Source organism: Clostridioides sp. LIBA-7602, assembly GCF_056688945.1.
The window spans coordinates 1,071,018-1,091,444 of the sequence record NZ_CP196991.1 but is presented as its reverse complement, the minus strand read 5'-3'; the positions used below and the strand labels follow the sequence as shown (position 1 = coordinate 1,091,444).

The window sequence follows — 20,427 nt, the reverse complement described above, 5'->3', positions numbered from 1 at the left end:
TTATAAATTCAGCTACATGAGCCAACTTTTTAATAATTTATCTATATACTTAAACTATATATTCTAAATTCACTGTATATATAGTTCCTCCTCAAACAAACAATAAGAATTCTTACCAGATGCTTTTACATTATAAAGTGCTCTATCTGCATTTTTGAACAATTCTATAAATGAATTTCCATTTTGGGGATATCTTGCAATACCTATACTAACAGAAGCCTCAAAACTAAAACTTAAATCATTATAATTATCATAAAGAACTCTGTTTAATTCTTTTGCTTTTTTATGCAAGTTTACTTCTGAATGATAATCTTGCATATATACTACGAATTCATCACCACCAATTCTTCCAACTAAATCTTCATTACCAAAACTGGCTTGTATCTTCTCAGCAAAAGTTTTTAACACAAAATCACCAAATGGATGACCGAAATTATCATTTATTTCTTTAAAATCGTCTAAATCAATAATGAATAAAGCATCTTTCTTGTTACTTTTATTTGTAGATATAACTTCTTCTACTAGTTTTTCAAATGTACCTTTATTATATATATTTGTCAATGAATCACTTTCTGCTCTAGTTTTTAACTCTTCATATTTTTTTATATCACTATCTACATCTACAATCACGCCTACAACCTTTAAAAGTTTATTTTCATCATCAAAAATCTTTGTCACTGATGTTCTACACCAAATGTATTCGCCATTAGATTTTTTTAAACGATATATTACTTGATTATGTTTGTCATTTTCTTTAATACTTTCAAGAAAATCTTCAAATACACTGTAATCTTTACGATGAACTAATTCTTTATCTCTAATCTCTTTTAAAAGATTTTCACATTTACTGCTATATCCAAATTTTTCAGTCCAGGCCTGAGATACAAATGATTTATCTTCTTTAAGATTCCATTCAAAGACAACAGAGTCAGTCTGTTCAACAATAATCTTATAACGTTCATTACTAAGTCTTAATTCTTCCTTATGAATTATTTCTTGCTCAAGTATTTCATACTTCATAGATAATTTAGTTTTATCTATAATAGATTTAAATAGATAAAATACAATAAAATTAATATATAAAATACCAATACTTGATATTAAATTTAGAAATTTTAAACTTTCAGAACTAAAGAACTTGTTTATATCAAATATAGAAATAGCTAGAAATAAACTAAATAAAGGTATTGCAAGTAAAATAATCCAATACTTTATTGGCATATCTGAATGTACATCTTTTTTAAATAAACAAACAATCTTACATATAAATAAAAAAACGATTTTAGATAAAATTGTGGCTAATACTCTTATACCATTGTTTTCAAACATTATTTCAAAGCCTTCTTTTATAAATAAGACAAAAATACTTGTGACCACAATTTCTGATAATATAAAGAATACATTTAATAAAACAGTAGCAAATAATCGTGTCTGTATATTTCCTTCATATAAAAATGATGATGAAAAAATAAGGATGAAAATTAAAGGTATTGTGATTGCAGGATTTAAAGTTATTAAATTACAGACTCCTAAGCATATTATAAAACCCAATCTAGCATATCTTATAGCTCTTGTATATCCTTCTTTCTGACCTAAAAAATCTGATAAAAACATATGGACAACAAAAGCTTCAAATATAACAGTTACTAAATTTGTAATATCAAAAAGCAGTTGTTCTTTCATACATATTTTTTATAAAATAAGAAGCTTACTTAAGCTAAATACACTTCAGATTTTACTTTTCCTTTCTGCATATATATTTAAGCTTCTACTTTAATTGTCAACCATTATAATATATGTCAGCTTAATATTGTTCTTTTTTCAACAGTATACAATAGATATATGTAAAAAACAACTTCAAATATTGACATACTTTCTTTAATATTTCTTTATATTGTCTTTATAACTTGAATACTATAGTAAACTTAGCACCTTTTTTACCATTTTCCGCATATATGCGTCCACCATGTTTATTTACAATAGATTTAACTATTGATAATCCAATTCCATGATTACCCCCAACCCCCTTATAAAATCGTTCAAAAATATGAGGTAAATCTTCTTTATTAATCCCAATCCCATCATCTTCAACTATAACAACTATATTTTTTTGATTATGTTTACATACTATTTTAATTTCACTCTTAGCATATCTTAAAGCATTTTCTATAAGGTTCATAAATGCTTTTGACACATTTTTTTCATCACATTCAAACAAAACCATCTCTTCATCAAACTCATAAATAAATCTTATACCTTTATTCATTGCTCTTACATTTTGTCTAGAGCCACAATTTGAAAGTACTTCTCTTAAATCACATTCTACGAGGTCATAATCTTTAGTTATATTATCTATTTTAGATATATATAACAAATCTTCAACCATATCACTCAATCTATCACTTTCTTCAAGTATTATATCACTTGCATGTTTACTATCTATTACATTATACTTTATAGCTTCTGCATAACCTTTAATGGACATAAGTGGTGTCCTAAGTTCATGAGATGCATTTTGGAAAAATATTTTTTGTTCATTATCATACTTATCAAGATATTCAGCACTCTTATTCATAATATTTGAAAGCTCTACTAGTTCTTTATCTGAAAAATCAAAGTAAGTTCTTTTAAAATCTCCTCTACCCATTTTTTTTGCAAAACCACACAACTCTTTTATAGGTTTAGCGATTTTCTCAGATAAAACTACAGCTGTAAAAATTGCTAATATACCAGCAAACCCCATTACAAATATTAATACAATATTTATCTTTTGGACTAGATTTAAAGTTTTTGATATATCTATAAAAAGAATTAAATACTTATCTTGTTCTCCATATATACTAGTTATTTTTACAGTCGAAATATAGTAATCCTTACTTCCAGTAGATATACGTGTATTTTCATCTGAGTTTAAATCTAGTTTTTCATTTTGAATACACTTTTTAATCGATTCCATCTCGTCAATATTCTTTAAGAAGTCATCCTCTCTTGTTGGAAATATCAAGTTATACTTTGAATCAACCACCATAGCATCAGCATCTGATTGTGTTTCTGCCATCCTAACTTTATCTTGTACATTTCTCATAAAATTAGATAATGCTTTTGGAGGAAGCTTTCCATCATCTTGAGGAGGCTTAATAGGTCTAAAATTGCTATCCATATGTTCTACTATTTCTGTAGACTTTGTTAGCTCTTCATTTGCAGTTGTTTTTATGTACGTATCAAGCAATATATTAAAAGATACTAATATTATTATAAATACTACAATTATTAAACACAATATGCTCAATAAAATCCTAGTTTTTATGCTTATATTTTTCTTTGAAAATTTTAATTTAAATATGGATTTAATCTTATTTGCTCTCTTTTTATCATTTTTATTTTCCATCTGAATTTTTCTCCTTTAATCTAAACCCAAAACCCCAGACAGTTTCTATCAAAATATTTGTATCTAAAATCTTTTTACGTAGTCTTTTAACTGTATCATCAGCAGCTCTTGTCTCAACTTCTATATCATATCCCCATATTTTATTTAATAATTCATCTCTAGAAACTGCCCTGTCTCTATTTTCAAACAGATAAGTTAATAGATTGTATTCATTTGGTGTTAAGTCTATATTGTCACTTTTATTTGTAACGATTTTATTTTTTTTATTTATTGTTATATCACCAAATTTTAATTCCATATCGACAGAATCACCATACTTATCATAATTTTGTTTCTTTTCAAATTCTATCCTTCTAAATATAGACTTTACTCTCATAACTAAAGACATTGGACTAAATGGCTTTGTAAAATAATCATCACTACCTAAAGTTATCCCTGTAATATAATCTATATCTGTATCTCTTGCAGTAAGCATGATTATTGGAACGGTACTCTTCTCACGAAGTTTCGTACATACATCAAAACCACTTAAACCAGGCATCATTATATCTAGTATTACTAAGTCGCACTCATTTTTATTAAATTGCTCCAAAAGTTCATCACCTGTCTTAAAATCCATAACATCATGGCCTTCATTTTTTAAGAATGTCTTTACCAAATTTCTTATATTATCTTCATCATCTGCTATATAAATTAACTTCTGCATAAAACTCACTCCTTAATAGACTTTTATTATAAATTGAATAGTATAAATATATTGATTAAACAATTAAATCTCAATATATAAGATAAATTTTATTTTTTTACTATATTTAAATTATATCAGTTTTTTATGGCACATTAGTTTTAAAATTGTTTAGATTTTAAGGCAATTTTAAGGCAAAATAAATGATTATAAAATTTATTAAACTCAGTACAGAAATGTCATAAAATAATAATCCAATATTTAACTATATTTATTCATTTTTTATCAAAATTGCTATTTAAAAAACTTTTCATTGAATATTCAAACAATTAATATTATAGTTATATTAAATAATACAGTTTACTTCAAGCATAAAAAACATTTATTAATATGTCATACTTAGTCCATTCTCAACTAATTTTATGGATTTCTTAAACTCATTGGCAAAACTAGATTTCAACAGAATAAAACTAGATAAAGTCTTTATGAAAGGAGAATTTAAGATGAAAAAAGCTCTTAGATATTTTTTATTTTTAATTATTCTATTACTCATGTATTTTTTAGCTGTTAAATTAAATTTTGATTACTATCAGCAAATTCATACCAGTTTTACACAAGACTTTAAAAAATTTGTTTTTATTAATTTGATTTCCTCTGGTGGTATTGGTTTATTACTAGGCGTTGAATTATTTATTAATGAATATAAAAAAAGTGGTAATTGGTATCTTGATATTCCAAGATTAGTTATTATCTGTATTCCATCTTTTTTTCTAGCATTAATGCCTATGCTAATCTTTATATTTCCAGTTGGAAATATTCCAATTATAGGTAGTTTTATTATGCTTGACCGAATACCACTGAATATAACAATTTTTAATATCTTACTTGGATACTTCTTGATAACGAGTTTTCGTAAAAAGTAATAACTAAATAACTTAAATAAGAATAGCTGTCTTTAAATAAATTTGATTATTTAAAAGACAGCTATTTTTTACTTAAGTTATATTCTATTCTTATACTAATTTATAATCTTTTGGATTCAGTTTACTTGCTGCTGCTTCATCTATTATAACTATAGTATCCTTGTGAAGTTGAAGTATAGAACCAGGAACTTCTGGAGTTATATCTCCATAAACAGTTTTATATACTGCATCAGCTTTTTCTTCCCCTGAAGCTAAAAGTAATATTTTTTTAGATTTTAATATTGAACCAATTCCCATACTTACAGCCTTTTTAGGAACATCTTCTCTTGATTCAAAGAATCTTGCATTGGCCTCTATTGTAGATTCTGTAAGTTCAACTACATGAGTTCTTTTTGCAAATTTATTATCAGGCTCATTAAAACCTATATGAGCATTACGACCTATTCCAAGTACTTGTACATCTATACCACCGGCTGCATCTATAGAAGCTTCATAATTTATACATTCTTCTTCAATATCATCAGCCATCCCATTTGGTAGATGGGTATTTTCTGGCTTAATATTTACATGATTGAATAAATTTTCTTTCATAAAATAATCATAACTTTGGTCATTAGATACTGGTAACTTATAATATTCATCTAAATTAAAACTAATTACATCTGAAAAATCTACTATATTATCATTATATTTCTTTACTAAATCTCTATACATACCTACTGGTGTGCTTCCTGTAGCTAGTCCCAATATTGAATTTGGTTTTAAAACTATTTGAGCTGCTATCATCTCAGCTGCTTTTTTACTCATTCCATCATAATCTTTGCATACTAATACTCTCATTTTGTTCCTCCTAAATTTTAGCTAATACTTTAATTGATATAAATTTAATTTACTGTTACTTTTTTATGTTACTTTTATCTTCTTTAAATTTTGTTTTTATATATTATATATTTTTATATACTACTTCACCTAAACAAAGAGTCATCTTACAATCCAAATTCTCATCAAATACAGCTATATCTGCATCTTTACCGATTTCTAAACTTCCTTTTTTATCATTTATACCTAAAGACGTTGCTGGATTTAGAGATGCTAAATTAATTGCTTCATTCACCTTAAGATTTGTATTCTCTAAGAAGTTAAATACCATTTTATTTAAAGACAATACACTTCCAGCTAATGCTCCATTTTCAAGTCTAGCCTCATTACCTTTAACTATGACTTTCTGACCTCCAAGAGCATAATCTCCATCTTCAAGCCCACCAGCTTCTATAGAATCTGTTATTAAAATCAATCTTTCTTTCCCTTTATTATTCAGTATAAATTGAAATAAATCTTTATTTATATGGATTGTATCTGCTATTAACTCACTGTATACATTAGTTGTAAGTGCAGCACCAACAACCCCTGGGTCTCTATGGTTTAAACCAGTCATTGCATTAAACATATGAGTTACATTTGTTACCCCTAAATTTATAGCTTCTTTAGCTTGCTCATAATTTGCATTACTATGACCAATAGACAACACTATATCTGTACATCTTTTTATTTCCCTAGTAAAATCAAAATCAATGTCTTTTTCTGGAGCATAAGTTATGACTTTTATAACATCTTTATATTCTTTGATAAATTCGTATTTTGAATTTATTATAAATTTTTCGTTTTGTGCTCCTTTATAATTTTCATTTATAAAAGGCCCTTCTAAATGTGCTCCTAATATCTGTGCTCCTTCAAGTTTTCTATTTTGAGCTTTTTTAATGACTTCAAGAGCATCATAAACATGTTCTTTATCCATGGTCATTGTAGTTGGAAGAAAAGAAGTCACTCCATGTCTCATTATTGATTTTGAAATTGTTTCAATAGATTCATCAGTCGAATCCATTGTATCTTTTCCCATATTTCCATGTATATGAATATCAATAAGCCCTGGAGATATATACTTTCCATTAGCATCTATAACTTCACAATCTTTTGGTGCACTATCAGTTATATCCATTATTTTTTCATCAAATACTAGTACTTTATTTTCCAATATTTGATTCTTTAATATTATTTTTCCATTAATTAAACATTTCATATTATTCACCTACTCACTCAATACTATTTCATATTGATATTTATCTGTCCTAAATATTGATATGGTATATTCTATTGGATTACCTTCTCTATTATAAGAATTTCTATGAAGCTTAAGAGCCAAAGCGCCTTCTTCGGTCTCTAGAAGCTTACTTTCTTCATCTGAAAGTATTATTGGCTCCATTACTTGCTCAGCTTTTTGTATCTTATAACCATACTTTTCATTTAAAACTCCATATAATGAAGAATTATCTAATATCCCTTTTGTAAGACCTTTACACATTTCTTCTGATAAATATACTATTTCCAATCCAAATGGCTCTCCATCAGTATATCTAAGTCTAACAATCTTATATATATTTGTGGTGTTGTCATTTATTCCAAGCTTTCTTTTAACTAAATCATCAGGTAGTTCCATCTCAAAGGATAATATATCCGTTTTTATGTTTACTCCCTTTTCTTTCATAACATCAGTAAAACCTTTTACATTTGAAAACTGGTATTTCTTTTTTTGCTTTGCAACAAAGGTTCCTTTACCTTGTACTCTATAAAGAAGACCTTCTGTAACTAATCCAACAATAGTTTTATTTACTGTCATACGACTTACATTTTGTATGTTACAAAGTTCTCTCTCTGGCATTATTGCATCACCTTCTTTAAGCTCACCTGTCTCTATCATTTCTCTTATTATTGAACTTAATTGAGTATGCAATGGTATGTTATTAGATTTATCTACTATTTTCATATAATCACCACTTTTCGATATGGTATATACCAATTTTGGTATATACCAATTATACTTTAAAAGAAATTTTATTTCAATACTTTTAACTTATTTTGTAAAAATTTTAGTAAAATCTAAAGACAAAAAAGAAATTGGAGTTTATACTATATAGGAAGCTAGAGAATTGAAAAATGCATAAATAACTACATTATTTATTTCAAATTTCACTAATACTAATACATATACTGTGACAAACTACTACATAAGTATATTATGGCTAAATTATAAATATAAAATGAGAGGATGATTTTAATTTGATAAACATAGGTGATTTTAATAAACTTACAGTGAAAAGAAAAACTGAGTTTGGATATTTTTTGGATGGACAAACTAATAACACAAAAGACGATATACTTCTTCATAATAGATTAATCGGAAAAAATGAAGTAAATATAGGTGATGAAGTAGATGTCTTCATATTTAAAGATTCTGATGATAGAACTGCTGCTACTTTAATACCTCCTTTAGCTAAGGTTGGAGATGTAGCACATTTGAAAGTAGTTGACAATACAGATATTGGAACTTTCATAGATATGGGACTTTCTAAGGATATACTAGTTCCTTTTAAAGCTAAGACTTATCCATTATTTAGGGATGAAAAATATTTATTTTATATATATTTAGATAAAAGTAAAAGAATTGCTGCTACTACAGATATAGATTCGTATTTATCAACAGACCATACTTATAATGTTGGAGATGTTGTAACTGGAATTGTATATGGATTCCAAACCAATAACTCTGCCATGATATGTGTAGATAATAAATATGCTGGTGTAATACTTCATAATGAATACTTTACTGAATTAAAAACTGGTGATGTTCTTGAAAATTTACATGTTATAAAGGTATATGAAGATGGAAAACTAGGTCTTTCTCCTAGAGGAAATAGAAAAGATGAACTTGATACTTTAGAAAATAAAATCTTAAGTTATTTAGAAGGCTCTGATGGATATATGAGATTTAATGATAAGTCTGACCCTAAAGATATTTCTATATTATTTAATTCAAGCAAGAAAAATTTTAAACGTGCTCTTGGAGTGCTTATGAAAAAAGGATTAATTTATCAAGATGAAGAAGGAACTTATCTAAAGTAGAATAAAAATTTTATACTGTAAAAAAAGAAGTAAAAATGAAAGATATTTTCTATTTCATATTTACTTCTTTTTTAATCTGATAATTGGCTAAAGATTCTTAATCAGATAAATCTTGAGGTAAAAAAGACATGGATAGATAAATAGCGTAGAAAGGACATATTTTAAGCTTTGCCGTTTGAGGATAATGTAGATTTAACCATACAATAAGAATTGAACTCTCAGCCAACAACAAGTGGTATGCCATAAGGCATACCACTTGTTGTTAATATCATATTTTATATTCTTCTGCATACACTTCCTTGTAAACTGACCTAATACATTATTTAAATAAATCTAATCAGCATTCAGAATCAATATATTTATTATTAATTTTTATAAATTTTATGCTATCTACGAATTTTGTATAAATTTACTTCCAACGTTTTAATGTTGGAAAGAAACTATTCATCATTGTTCTTGCTTCATCTTCAGTCATGCCTTTATTACTTTCAAGCATAGGAGGTATACAAACCTCTATCATCTCTTTCATACTTATATCTGCTATAAATTCACCATCTTTAAAACAATAGCTACAGTAATCAGTACTTTTACTTCCATCTTTATTTGTCCCATATAATTCATCAGTTTGTCCCATTGGCATAGCACAACATTGGCAAAATTTAGTTTCTTCCATTTTAAATCACTCCTTATATTTTTCTTTGGCTCCTAACCATATTCAAATTATATCAAGACTAATATGACATTATTATGTCATATTAAAAATAAAAAAACTAATAAAATTATTCCATATAAAAAACTCATTTCAAGTTTTCCATATCTCTATATTCTTTTGGAGAATATCCTGTTTTTTCTTTAAAGCATTTACCAAAATGGCTCATTTGGTTAAACCCAATAGTTACAGCTATATTACCAATAGGTTCATTTGTATGTTTCAGCAGTTGTGTTGCTTTTAATAAACGAATTTCATTTAGATATTTATATGGTGTAGTATTTAAACTGGATTTAAAACATCTTGAACATTCTGATTTACTAATATTTGCACTCTTTGCTAAATCCTCTAAGGTTAAATTTTCTGAGTAGTTTTCTTCAATATATCGAAGTATTTTTTGTATACGGATATTCACTATATTTTTTTGTTTTCTTTTTGGGAAATTAATATTCTTTATCATTGTAAGCCAAAGAGAAGAAAGGCAAACTAGTACCTCATATATATAAAATTCTGTTTTATTATTTTCTATATCTGCTAATTGACTCAAAACAGACAATATTTCGTCATGCCAAACACTCCCCTGTATAAAGTGATAGAAAGTAAATTGTTCGTTCTCTACCACACTATCAACAAACGATTTTACATAAGCTCCAGCATAAAATTCTAAAAAATAGTTTGGAAAAATAAAACTATTATAATGACAATCTTTAATACGTTTTACATGATGTATAACATTTTTGTTGATGAAGATTCCTTCTCCTGTTTTAACTTGAACAATGTCATCAAGAGTCGTAACTTCGATTGCTCCACTCAGTACATATATAAATTGTAAATCATCATGCCAATGCATGACTTGAAAACCGAGATTTTTCGGATAAGATTTGTCATTGACTACATCAAGAGCAAGATAAGGAAAATCAGTATTTATATTCAGATTTATGGAATTGATGTATTTTTCTTTTTCTAAATCCAATGTTCATCTCTCCTTTGGTAATATTGTGATAATAATTGGTGTTTTTTTAATATTTTTTTGAAGTTTATCGTGATAAAATCATAATATGAACAATGATAAAAGTCAATATAACAATGAAGATATGACTATGATTTTCACATATGGAGACATGTAAATAGATACAGATTTATTCTCTTACACACTACATTATCAGTCAACAAATATCAATAAGAACACAAATTATAGTCTGTAAAAAGATTTAAAAAAGATAAAATAAGGAGGAAACTAACATTGAAAATAAGAAAGGAACCGCACTATGAAACCATCAAATTTAGAAATACTTAATCAGTCTTTCGATGTACAAGCCCCTAATTTTGAAAGTGATACTGTACAATTTTCAAAACAAGATTACTTAGATTATACTCTGTCCAATATAGCTCCCAATAAACATGATACTATTTTAGAAGTAGCTTCGGGAACTTGTATTTGTGGACGTTTCTTCTCACCTTTTGTACAAGCAGTAGTATGCTTAGACGCAACAATATCTATGCTACAAGCTGGAAAGAAAGAAGCAGATAAAAATCACTTAGATAATATGTTTTTTATGAAAGGTTGTGCAGAGGAACTTCCATTTTTAGATAACAGTTTTGATATTGTATTTTCTCGTCTTGCTTTTCATCATTTCACAAACGTAAGCACTGCATTTTCAGAAATGGTAAGAGTATTAAAACCTAATGGTAAATTAATAATGATTGACATGGAAGCTCCTCACGAAACATTGAGAAGTATAGAGGATAAACTTGAAACTTTGCGTGACCCATCTCATGTAAAAAACTTAAGTAGAGATGAAATGCAAAAACTATTTGAAAATTATGGTTTACACATAGAAAAATGTGACTCAAAGAAAATCGAGCAAAATTTAATGGCTTGGCTAGACTTAACCTTTACCAATGAAACAGCAAAAGAAAAGATTATCACTTGTATGCAGGAAGATATAAATGGTAAGAGAAAAACTGGCTTTTATCCTTTTCAAAATGATAAGGGCATATGTTTTAATCAAAATTGGGTTTTTATATTGGGAAGAAAAAGTATATAGTAAATATCATAACTTGTGTTAATAAAGATAGAGAGATACACAGATTAGCTGTGTAATCTCCCTTATCTTGTATCATCATATCAAGACTAATTCAATTGCCAACTATCGTTTCTTTTTTATTGTGTAGGATTGTAAGCTCCTTTGGCATCCGTTTTTTTCATAGAACTCTTCTACTCCTGATTGTGCACCAAAGTACAACATGGTTGGTGTATTTTCTTTGGCAAGCTGTAGAAGTCTACTGCCAATACCTTTTTTCTGATACTCTGGAAGAACAAGTAATTCTGTAATTGTTCCAAAATAATAGCCATCCGAAAGAATTCGTAGGCAGCCCACAAGCACTTTATCATCATAAGCAGTTATATTCAATGTTTTCGATAATGCTGTCTGTGTTTTATCCATATCATAATCACCTGGCCATATTCTGTTAACGAATGGTATAAATATTGATACATTAAGTTCTTGGTCATTAACTTTATATTCCATTATTTATTGCACCTCCACAAATTTAAATTTTTCACTTTATCATACCCGTATTATATCACTCACATATAAGCACAACAATAAAAATCAACACGACAAAATATAATGAGTATCATTAGATAGTAAAAATGCCCATATATCCAATAAAATAAGGATATACGAGCATTTATAAATATTTTTAAAAATAAGACAAATCATATATAAAGTTTATAAAAAGATTATATTCTATTTACTTTAGTTTTTATAGCTGCTTCTTTAACTGCCTCAGCAACATTTTTTACAACATTTTTATTAAATACATCTGGTAATATGTACTCTGGACATATTTCCTCATCACTTATAGTATTGGCAATTGCATATGCAGCAGCTATCTTCATCTCTTCATTAATTTCTTTAGCCTTAACATCAAGTGCCCCTCTAAATATTCCTGGGAAAGCCAATACATTATTTACTTGATTAGGAAAATCTGAACGACCAGTTCCCATTATAAATGCTCCACCTAATTTTGCTTCCTCTGGCATTATCTCTGGAGTAGGATTTGCCATTGCTAATATTATTGGCTTTTCAGACATACTTTCAACCATTTCCTTTGTAACAGCTCCTGGACCTGAAACACCTATAAATACATCTTTTCCTTTTATAATATCTTTTAAAGAACCTTTTTCATTTCTTATATTTGTTACTTCCAACATTTCTTTTTGAACATAATTTAGATTTTCTATACTAGCTTCTAATGCACCACTTCTATCACATAATATTATATTCTTAACATTCATATTAAGTAATATCTTTGCTATAGCTATACCAGCAGCTCCTGCTCCATTTATAACTATTTCTAAATCTTCCATTTTTTTGTTTTCAATTAACTTTATTGAATTTATTATAGCTGCTGCAACTATTATCGCTGTTCCATGTTGGTCATCATGAAAAACAGGTATACCTAAAGATTTTTTTAGTCTCTCTTCTATCTCAAAACATCTTGGAGAAGATATGTCTTCCAAATTTATTCCTCCAAATACTGGTTCCATCAATTCAACAGATTTAACTATCTCATCTACATCATTAGTCTTTAAACAAATTGGAAAAGCATCTACATTTGCAAATTGTTTAAATAATATAGCCTTACCTTCCATAACAGGTATAGATGCTTCAGCACCAATATTACCCAATCCAAGCACAGCACTTCCATCGCTAACTACTGCTACTAGATTACCTTTAGAAGTATATCTATAAACATCATCTTGACTTTCATGTATTTTTAAACAAGGTTCTGCAACACCTGGCGTATATGCTGTTGATAAATCGTCCTTAGTTTTAATTTCTACCTTACTTTCTACACTTACTTTTCCTTTATTAATTTCATGCATTTCTAATGCCAATTTTGCATAATCCTTATACATCAATTTTCCTCCTTAAAATATATACAACTGTTTTTAAATTTTGATATGCATATAAATTTCTAAACTTTATTTACATTCATAAAGTGCTCGACCTTGCTCATATATATTATTCCCATAGCTATCTATAGCTACTGTAAGTTTAAGGTCTTCTACTACAATCTTTCTTATAGCTTCAGCTCCTAAATCTTCATATGCAATAATTTCACATGATTTTATTGAATTTGAAATATATGCTCCAGCTCCACCTATCGCAGCAAGGTAGACTGCTCCATATTTTTGCATACCTTCTATAACTTCATCACTTCTTTTTCCTTTGCCTATCATCAATCTAAGACCTCTTTCTAAAAGAGGTATAGTTAAATCATCCATTCTATAACTTGTTGTTGGACCAGCAGCACCTATAATTTCGCCTGGCTTTGTAGGAGTAGGACCTACATAATATATTCCTTGACCATATACATCAAATGGTAATTCCTCTCCTTTATTTATACACTCTATCAATCTTTTATGAGCAGCATCTCTTGCTGTATAAAGTATACCACTCAAACTAATTGTATCTCCACAATTTAATTTAGCTATATCAATTTCACTTACAGGCGTAGTTATCTTTATCATTTTATTTTCCTCCTAAATTACTACCTTTTTATGTCTTGATGCATGGCAGTTTATGTTTACAACAACAGGAAGACCTGCTATATGTGTAGGAAAAGTCTCTATATTTAGACCTAAAGCTGTTGTAGTACCTCCCAAACCTTGAGGTCCTATTCCAAGCTTATTAATAGATGCTAATAATTCACTTTCAAGTTTAGCTATATTTTCATCTTTATTAAATTCTCCTAATTCTCTAAAAAGTGCTTTTTTAGCTATTTGAGCACATTTATCCACAGTTCCGCCTATACCAACTCCTATTACCATAGGAGGACATGGGTTAGGTCCAGCTTCTGAAACTGTATCTATTATAAATTTTTTAATTCCTTCCAGACCATCTGATGGTTTTAACATTTTCATCTTGCTCATATTTTCGCTTCCAAATCCCTTGGCTGCAAATTCTATTTTAACTTTATCACCTTTCACCATCTCATAATGAATAATAGCTGGTGTATTATCTTTTGTGTTCACTCTGCTAATTGGGCTTACAACAGATTTTCTTAGGTACCCTTCTTCATATCCCTGTCTTACTCCCTCATTTATAGCATCAGTAAGCGTATCACCTTCAATTACAACCTCTTGTCCTAATTCAACAAAAAATACAGCCATACCAGTATCTTGGCATATTGGTATATTTTTTTCTTTTGCTATTTCAGCATTTTCAACTAATATATTTAATATATTTTTTCCAACTTCACTCTTTTCACTTTTAGCTCTTTCTTTTATACAGCTTAAAACATCTTCTCCTAAATATAAACTTGCTTCTATACAAAGTTTTTTTACATGTTCAATAATTTGTTCAGACTTTATTTTTCTCAAGCGAACATCCCTCCATTACTTTATAAAAAATATTCGTGATTATACTTACACTTTACCATTATTCTTAAAATTTCTCAATATTTTTGTACAATTACATATAAGTAACTGAATATTTATTTCAGAGTTATTACTAATGTTATAAACAATATAACTCTTATCATTAAGCATATAGTCTCTATGTTTTTTATGTAATTTTTATTATTTTATTACATCTACAAATTCTACTTGTATAAGCTTTTGTAAATCAAATGGTGACAGTTCTATTTGATATCCTATTTTACCTGCACTCACGATAATTGTATCTAAATTTTTTGCACTTTCATTTACAAAAGTTCTATAAAGTTTTTTCATACCTATAGGAGAACATCCGCCTCTAATGTATCCTGTAAACTTATTTATATCTTTTACATGAATCATCTCCACACTTTTCTCCTTAGCTACTTTTGCAGCCTTTTTTAAGTCCAAGTTTTCATGTACTGGTATTACATATACATAGATATTCTTACTAACTCCTTGAGTTACTAAAGTCTTATATACTTCATTTACATCTCTTCCTATATCATGTGCTACCTCAACACCATCTACATGTTCACTTTTCACTTCATAAGACATTACTTTATAATCAATTTTATTTGAATCTAAGATTCTCATAGCATTAGTCTTAACCATATATTCACTTCCCTCTCATAAAATACGAACATTATACATCTTTTCGAATATTCTGTACTATTTTAATGTAGTCTTATACTTTTAAATAAGCATATTTTAAAATAACAGTATTATTATAACTCTATATTAACTTCAAAACTTCATTTTTTTCCAATTCCTTAGAATTTTTTAGTATTTTTTTTATTCTAATAGGAGAATCACCTAAAATAAATATTCTATCCGCTAAAAATAATGCTTCCTCAATATTATGAGTTACAAATAACACAGTTCTATTTTCTTTTTTTAGTATATCTCTAAAATTATCCATTATAATTTGTGTATTTTTTGCATCAATAGATTTAAATGGTTCATCCATAATAATATTTCTTGATGGATATATAAAAGCTCTAGCGATATTTACTCTTTGTCTAAGACCTCCACTAAGCATTTGAGGATAGAATTTTTTATATTCACTAATTCCAACCAATTCTAAATACTCGTCACAAATTTTATTTAGTTGAGTTTTATTATAGTATCTATTTACGACTACCTTTATGTTTTCTTCTACTGTTAACCAGTCTATAAGTCTATCATCTTGAAATATGTAACTAGCTTCCAATTTACTTTCTCTTTTATTCAATTCGTCTTTGATATTTAAATTGTTAGTATCATTTTTAATAATTCCACTTATTATATTCAAAAGTGTAGTTTTTCCACACCCTGATTTTCCAAGAATACAATTAACCTCATTCTCATAAAAATCAATATTAAAATTTTTAAATATAATATGCTTATCATATCTTTTATTTATATTTTCAATACTTAGCTTCATCTTTTCCATAAAAAAGCTCTCCTTGCTAAAGACTTTTGAGTTATTTGCAAAATGGCGGAAATTAAAAGAACAATAATTATCCATGCAAATATTCCAGATGTATTAAAATTAATTTTTTCAGTCTGTATCATAGTTCCAATACCATATGTAGGTTGACTATACACCTCTCCTGCTATAGCAACTTTCAAGCTCAAAGAAAAGGTTGATACTAATATAGATATAATTTGAAATTTTATGGCTGGCAAATAAATTTTTAATACCTTATCTACAAATCTTATTTTATACACACTTGCCATTTCTAACAAGTTCTTATCTATATTAAATATAGCTCCCAAAACGTTATCATATAAGATAGGAAAAACTATAGCAAAGCCAACTATAAAAGGTGTACTATCTTTTTCAAACCAGATAAGTGCAAGTACTACCAATATCATAGTTGGTATTGAACGTGCTAAAGCATTGATTGGTTTTAATAAATTTCTAAAAAACCTACTTAAGTAAGACATTATTGATAGTATAATAGCAAAAATCATAGCAAATAAAAAACTAAAAAAACATCTGCCCAGAGAATAAAGTACATCTATATAGAAAGTAGAATTTAGTATGATTTCTTTAATGCTATTAAATACTTGAGTTACTGTAGGTAAAAATATGTCATTATCAACTTTTAAAGCGATAATTTGCCATAAAAATAAGAGGATAACACAAGAAAGTGTTACCTCTAATTTATCTATAAATTGTTCTTTATTTTTTTTATTTCTCAACAAAGTATATTGCTTCATCTGGTACTTTGCCTCCTAATGTCTTATCATCAAAATCAGCCAATTTATCATAGTAGTTTTTGTAGTCTTTGACCATGTCTTTAACTGGAATATATTTTAAATTAGCTCTTTCAAGAGCTTTTCCTATTATCTTGGATTCCGTAGATATTTTTATTTTTTCAGAATATGCCCCTAATTCTTCAGGATTTTTATTTGCCCAATCTATACTATTTGATAATTGACCGACAAAAGAATCCACAAAATCTTTATTATCTCTTAAGAACTCAGATTTTACAATTAATGTAGATTGAGGATAACCATCTTTTGAACCACTTACTTCCTTCCATGAGTCATTTAAACTTTTTATAATTTTTATATCTGGATTTTTAGACATCAAGGCACTAAGTGCAGGTTCTGGAACAATACCTGTTGTAATTTTACCAGTAGCCAATAATGGTACTAATTCACTTGCTGAATTCACATAATTGAATTTTATATCTGAAGAACTTATATCTTTTTGTAATAAAAGGCTCTTTATAGTTATATCTGGAGTAAGTCCTTTACCAGTACATCCAACTTCTTTACCAATTAAATCAGAATAGTCTTTTATATTTTCTGTTGACACTAAATAAAGTGAACCCATTCCTACAGTACCAACAATGTTATATGCTGAAGTTTTATTATATGCTATTGCAGCCATGTTTGATGGAACTATAGCTATATCTATATCTTTTTTCATCACTCTAGTAGAAATCGCCTCTGGTGTCTTCTCAATACTATACTTTGTCTCGTAGCCTTCTTTAATTTCTGGATTTTCATTTGCAAGTTTAGCTATTGCTACTGCTGGTAATCCATCTGGAACAGCCACTTTTACTTCTTTAACAACTGATAACTCTTTTTTTGGAGATTTACCTTTTTCTGATGTACATCCTCCCAAAAAAACTACCCCAAATACTACTAACAATATTATAGAAATATACTTTTTCATCTTTTCCTCCCAAAGCTAACATCTTATAAAATAATTATATTTATTTATATTAATTTCTGTTAATTTATCGAATTATCCTTCTTATTTAAATATTTTTATTTATATTCTAATATTTTTTCTTTTTTTTAGTTGAATTTTTTTGTTGATTCTTATTAGTTTTGTTATTTGTATTAACTCTTTTATTTTTATTTGCACCTTTAGATGTATTTTTCTTAGAATTATTTCTGTTAAAATAAGGCTTCTCATCTCTTGGCTTTATTAGACATCTATGTCCAAAACCAATTAAATCTTCTCTTCCTGCTTCTACTAATGCAGAATACACTAAATCATAATTTCTAGGTGCTCTATACTGTAATAAAGCTCTTTGCATCGCCTTATCACGTTTTGACTTAGGTACATAAACTGGTTGCATTGTAAGTGGGTCTATACCTGTATAAAACATTGTTGTAGATAGTGTCCCAGGAGTCGGATAAAAGTCCTGAACCTGCTCTGGTTGATAATGAGTATCTCTTAAATACTCAGCTAACTCTATAGCACTGTTTAATGTTGAGCCAGGATGACTAGACATTAAATATGGTATTAAATATTGCTTTTTACCCAATTCTTCATTTATAGCAAAAAACTTCTGTCTAAACTTATCATAAGTTTTTCCTGCTGGCTTTTGCATATATTTTAAAACTTCTTCTGATATATGCTCTGGTGCTACCTTTAATTGACCACTTACATGATGTTCTATCAACTCTCTAAGGAACTTATTGTTTTTATCTGCCATTACATAATCGTATCTAATACCAGAACGCACAAATACTTTTTTTATTTTAGGTAATTTTCTTACAGTTCTAAGTAAGTGTAGATACTCACTATGGTCTGCATCTAGATTTTTACATGGTGATGGTGATAGACATTGTCTATTTTTGCAAGCACCTTTAGTAATTTGTTTATTACATGCTGGCCTTCTAAAATTAGCTGTTGGCCCTCCAACATCATGTATATATCCTTTAAAATCATCCAAATTTGTTATTCCTATCGCTTCATCGATAATTGATTTTTCGCTTCTACTTTGCACTGCCCTACCTTGATGAAATGTTATTGCACAAAATGAGCAACTACCAAAACAACCTCTTGAACTTACTATACTAAATTTCACTTCTTCTATCGCTGGTATACCACCAAATTTTTCATACACAGGATGATATGTCTTTTGATATGGTAATCCATAGACTTCGTCTAATTCTTCTCTGCTAAGTGGCTTCTCTGGCTTATTTTGCACTAAATACTTACTCCCCTGAGGCTGAACAATTACATTTCCTCTAAATGGGTCTTGTTCATCATATTGAATTTTAAAAGCCTCTACATACTTCATTTTGTCTTCACATATTTCTTTATATGATGGAATTAATATATATTTATCATATACTTCATCTAATGTATCTGCAACATAACATGTCCCATCAATATGTCTAATATATTTTGGGTCATATCCATCATTAAGTGCATTGGCTACCTCTACAATCTGCTTTTCACTCATACCATAAACTAATAAATCAGCTCCACTATCTATTAACATAGATTTTCTGACCTTATCACTCCAATAATCATAGTGTGCAAATCTCCTTAAACTCGCTTCAATCCCACCTATTATTATTGCAACATCACTATATGCTTCTCTTATTTTATTGCAATAAACTATAGTAGCTCTATCTGGTCTATGTCCCATTTTTCCACCTGGAGAATACATATCCTTCTCCCTATGTTTTTTGCTAACAGAATAGTGGTTAACCATAGAGTCCATATTCCCTGCATTGACTAAGAATCCAAGTCTAGGCTTTCCTAACCTCATAAAATCTTCTGTAGTCTTCCAATCTGGTTGAGCTATTATTCCAACCTTGTAGCCAGCATTTTCTAAAACCCTGGATATTATTGCTGTCCCAAAACTATGATGGTCTACATACGCATCTCCTGTAACTAGAACAAAATCTAATTCTTCCCATCCTCTATCTATCATATCCTGTTTACTTATTGGTAAAAACTTATTTTCCATATTATCACCTGCTTAATATATATTTAACAAATATTTTTTCATACAAAAGTATCTTTCTATTTTGTTCTTAACGCTTAATTATATCACAAAAAATACTTAA

The 20,427-nt window shown here is 28.2% G+C and carries 20 protein-coding genes; 3 read left to right on the top strand and 17 right to left on the bottom strand.

Annotated features, from left to right (window positions below; all coding sequences use genetic code 11):
- Positions 1-69: 69 nt before the first annotated feature.
- From ACTG45_RS05300 to ACTG45_RS05290, 3 genes are all read right to left on the bottom strand, one after another.
- The gene (locus tag ACTG45_RS05300; RefSeq protein WP_479919968.1) at positions 70-1,683 is read right to left on the bottom strand and encodes a sensor domain-containing diguanylate cyclase; all 1,614 of its coding nucleotides are present in this window, start codon (positions 1,681-1,683) and stop codon (positions 70-72) included.
- Between the two features lie 217 nt (positions 1,684-1,900).
- Positions 1,901-3,388 carry a HAMP domain-containing sensor histidine kinase gene (locus ACTG45_RS05295; protein ID WP_479919967.1) on the bottom strand — a complete coding sequence of 496 codons (1,488 nt, stop codon included), beginning with the start codon at positions 3,386-3,388 and terminating at the stop codon, positions 1,901-1,903.
- On the bottom strand, positions 3,378-4,094 hold the full coding sequence (locus ACTG45_RS05290) for a response regulator transcription factor (protein ID WP_479919966.1): 717 nt from the start codon (positions 4,092-4,094) through the stop codon (positions 3,378-3,380). The genes ACTG45_RS05295 and ACTG45_RS05290 overlap by 11 nt, the downstream gene beginning before the upstream one ends.
- A gap of 482 nt (positions 4,095-4,576) precedes the next feature.
- Here ACTG45_RS05290 and ACTG45_RS05285 point away from each other — a divergent pair, with 482 nt between their 5' ends.
- The gene (locus ACTG45_RS05285) at positions 4,577-4,996 is read left to right on the top strand and encodes a hypothetical protein (RefSeq protein WP_021383785.1); all 420 of its coding nucleotides are present in this window, start codon (positions 4,577-4,579) and stop codon (positions 4,994-4,996) included.
- Positions 4,997-5,086: 90 nt separating this feature from the next.
- Here ACTG45_RS05285 and nagB read toward each other — a convergent pair whose 3' ends face one another.
- From nagB to ACTG45_RS05270, 3 genes are all read right to left on the bottom strand, one after another.
- Positions 5,087-5,836 carry a glucosamine-6-phosphate deaminase gene (nagB, locus tag ACTG45_RS05280; RefSeq protein WP_479919965.1) on the bottom strand — a complete coding sequence of 250 codons (750 nt, stop codon included), beginning with the start codon at positions 5,834-5,836 and terminating at the stop codon, positions 5,087-5,089.
- A 103-nt stretch (positions 5,837-5,939) separates the two neighbouring features.
- Positions 5,940-7,073: an N-acetylglucosamine-6-phosphate deacetylase gene (nagA, locus tag ACTG45_RS05275; protein ID WP_479919964.1), complete on the bottom strand. Its 1,134-nt coding sequence runs from the start codon at positions 7,071-7,073 to the stop codon at positions 5,940-5,942.
- 9 nt (positions 7,074-7,082) lie between these two features.
- Positions 7,083-7,817, bottom strand: coding sequence for a GntR family transcriptional regulator (locus ACTG45_RS05270; protein WP_021383802.1), 735 nt, complete (start codon positions 7,815-7,817; stop codon positions 7,083-7,085).
- Between the two features lie 293 nt (positions 7,818-8,110).
- Here ACTG45_RS05270 and ACTG45_RS05265 point away from each other — a divergent pair, with 293 nt between their 5' ends.
- Positions 8,111-8,953, top strand: a complete 843-nt coding sequence (locus tag ACTG45_RS05265; protein WP_021383740.1) for a CvfB family protein — start codon at positions 8,111-8,113, stop codon at positions 8,951-8,953.
- A gap of 409 nt (positions 8,954-9,362) precedes the next feature.
- Here ACTG45_RS05265 and ACTG45_RS05260 read toward each other — a convergent pair whose 3' ends face one another.
- Both ACTG45_RS05260 and ACTG45_RS05255 read right to left on the bottom strand, forming a co-directional pair.
- Positions 9,363-9,626, bottom strand: coding sequence for a zinc ribbon domain-containing protein (locus tag ACTG45_RS05260; protein WP_021383769.1), 264 nt, complete (start codon positions 9,624-9,626; stop codon positions 9,363-9,365).
- Positions 9,627-9,750: 124 nt separating this feature from the next.
- Positions 9,751-10,635, bottom strand: a complete 885-nt coding sequence (locus ACTG45_RS05255) for an AraC family transcriptional regulator (RefSeq protein WP_479919963.1) — start codon at positions 10,633-10,635, stop codon at positions 9,751-9,753.
- Between the two features lie 295 nt (positions 10,636-10,930).
- Between ACTG45_RS05255 and ACTG45_RS05250 the strand changes: the two genes are divergently transcribed.
- Positions 10,931-11,710, top strand: coding sequence for a class I SAM-dependent methyltransferase (locus ACTG45_RS05250; protein WP_021383800.1), 780 nt, complete (start codon positions 10,931-10,933; stop codon positions 11,708-11,710).
- A 102-nt stretch (positions 11,711-11,812) separates the two neighbouring features.
- Here the strand turns inward: ACTG45_RS05250 and ACTG45_RS05245 are convergent, their stop codons facing one another.
- The 9 genes from ACTG45_RS05245 to ACTG45_RS05205 all read right to left on the bottom strand — a co-directional run bounded on the left by ACTG45_RS05245 (position 11,813) and on the right by ACTG45_RS05205 (position 20,327).
- Positions 11,813-12,193 carry a GNAT family N-acetyltransferase gene (locus ACTG45_RS05245; RefSeq protein ID WP_479919962.1) on the bottom strand — a complete coding sequence of 127 codons (381 nt, stop codon included), beginning with the start codon at positions 12,191-12,193 and terminating at the stop codon, positions 11,813-11,815.
- A 215-nt stretch (positions 12,194-12,408) separates the two neighbouring features.
- Positions 12,409-13,590: an NAD(P)-dependent malic enzyme gene (locus ACTG45_RS05240; RefSeq protein WP_479918318.1), complete on the bottom strand. Its 1,182-nt coding sequence runs from the start codon at positions 13,588-13,590 to the stop codon at positions 12,409-12,411.
- A 66-nt stretch (positions 13,591-13,656) separates the two neighbouring features.
- On the bottom strand, positions 13,657-14,205 hold the full coding sequence (locus ACTG45_RS05235; protein WP_021383770.1) for a Fe-S-containing hydro-lyase: 549 nt from the start codon (positions 14,203-14,205) through the stop codon (positions 13,657-13,659).
- 12 nt (positions 14,206-14,217) lie between these two features.
- On the bottom strand, positions 14,218-15,057 hold the full coding sequence (locus tag ACTG45_RS05230; protein WP_021383781.1) for a fumarate hydratase: 840 nt from the start codon (positions 15,055-15,057) through the stop codon (positions 14,218-14,220).
- Between the two features lie 198 nt (positions 15,058-15,255).
- Positions 15,256-15,726, bottom strand: a complete 471-nt coding sequence (gene ybaK / locus ACTG45_RS05225) for a Cys-tRNA(Pro) deacylase (RefSeq protein WP_021383743.1) — start codon at positions 15,724-15,726, stop codon at positions 15,256-15,258.
- A 121-nt stretch (positions 15,727-15,847) separates the two neighbouring features.
- Positions 15,848-16,546, bottom strand: coding sequence for an ABC transporter ATP-binding protein (locus ACTG45_RS05220; RefSeq protein WP_479919961.1), 699 nt, complete (start codon positions 16,544-16,546; stop codon positions 15,848-15,850).
- Entirely contained in the window at positions 16,534-17,319 is a 786-nt protein-coding gene (locus tag ACTG45_RS05215) for an ABC transporter permease (protein ID WP_479919960.1), read from the bottom strand. Before ACTG45_RS05215 ends, ACTG45_RS05220 begins: the two co-directional genes overlap by 13 nt.
- A complete protein-coding gene (locus ACTG45_RS05210; RefSeq protein ID WP_479919959.1) occupies positions 17,291-18,286 on the bottom strand; it encodes an ABC transporter substrate-binding protein in 996 nt (331 codons plus the stop codon). Before ACTG45_RS05210 ends, ACTG45_RS05215 begins: the two co-directional genes overlap by 29 nt.
- A gap of 106 nt (positions 18,287-18,392) precedes the next feature.
- On the bottom strand, positions 18,393-20,327 hold the full coding sequence (locus ACTG45_RS05205; RefSeq protein ID WP_479919958.1) for a YgiQ family radical SAM protein: 1,935 nt from the start codon (positions 20,325-20,327) through the stop codon (positions 18,393-18,395).
- Between the last annotated feature and the right edge of the window lie 100 nt (positions 20,328-20,427).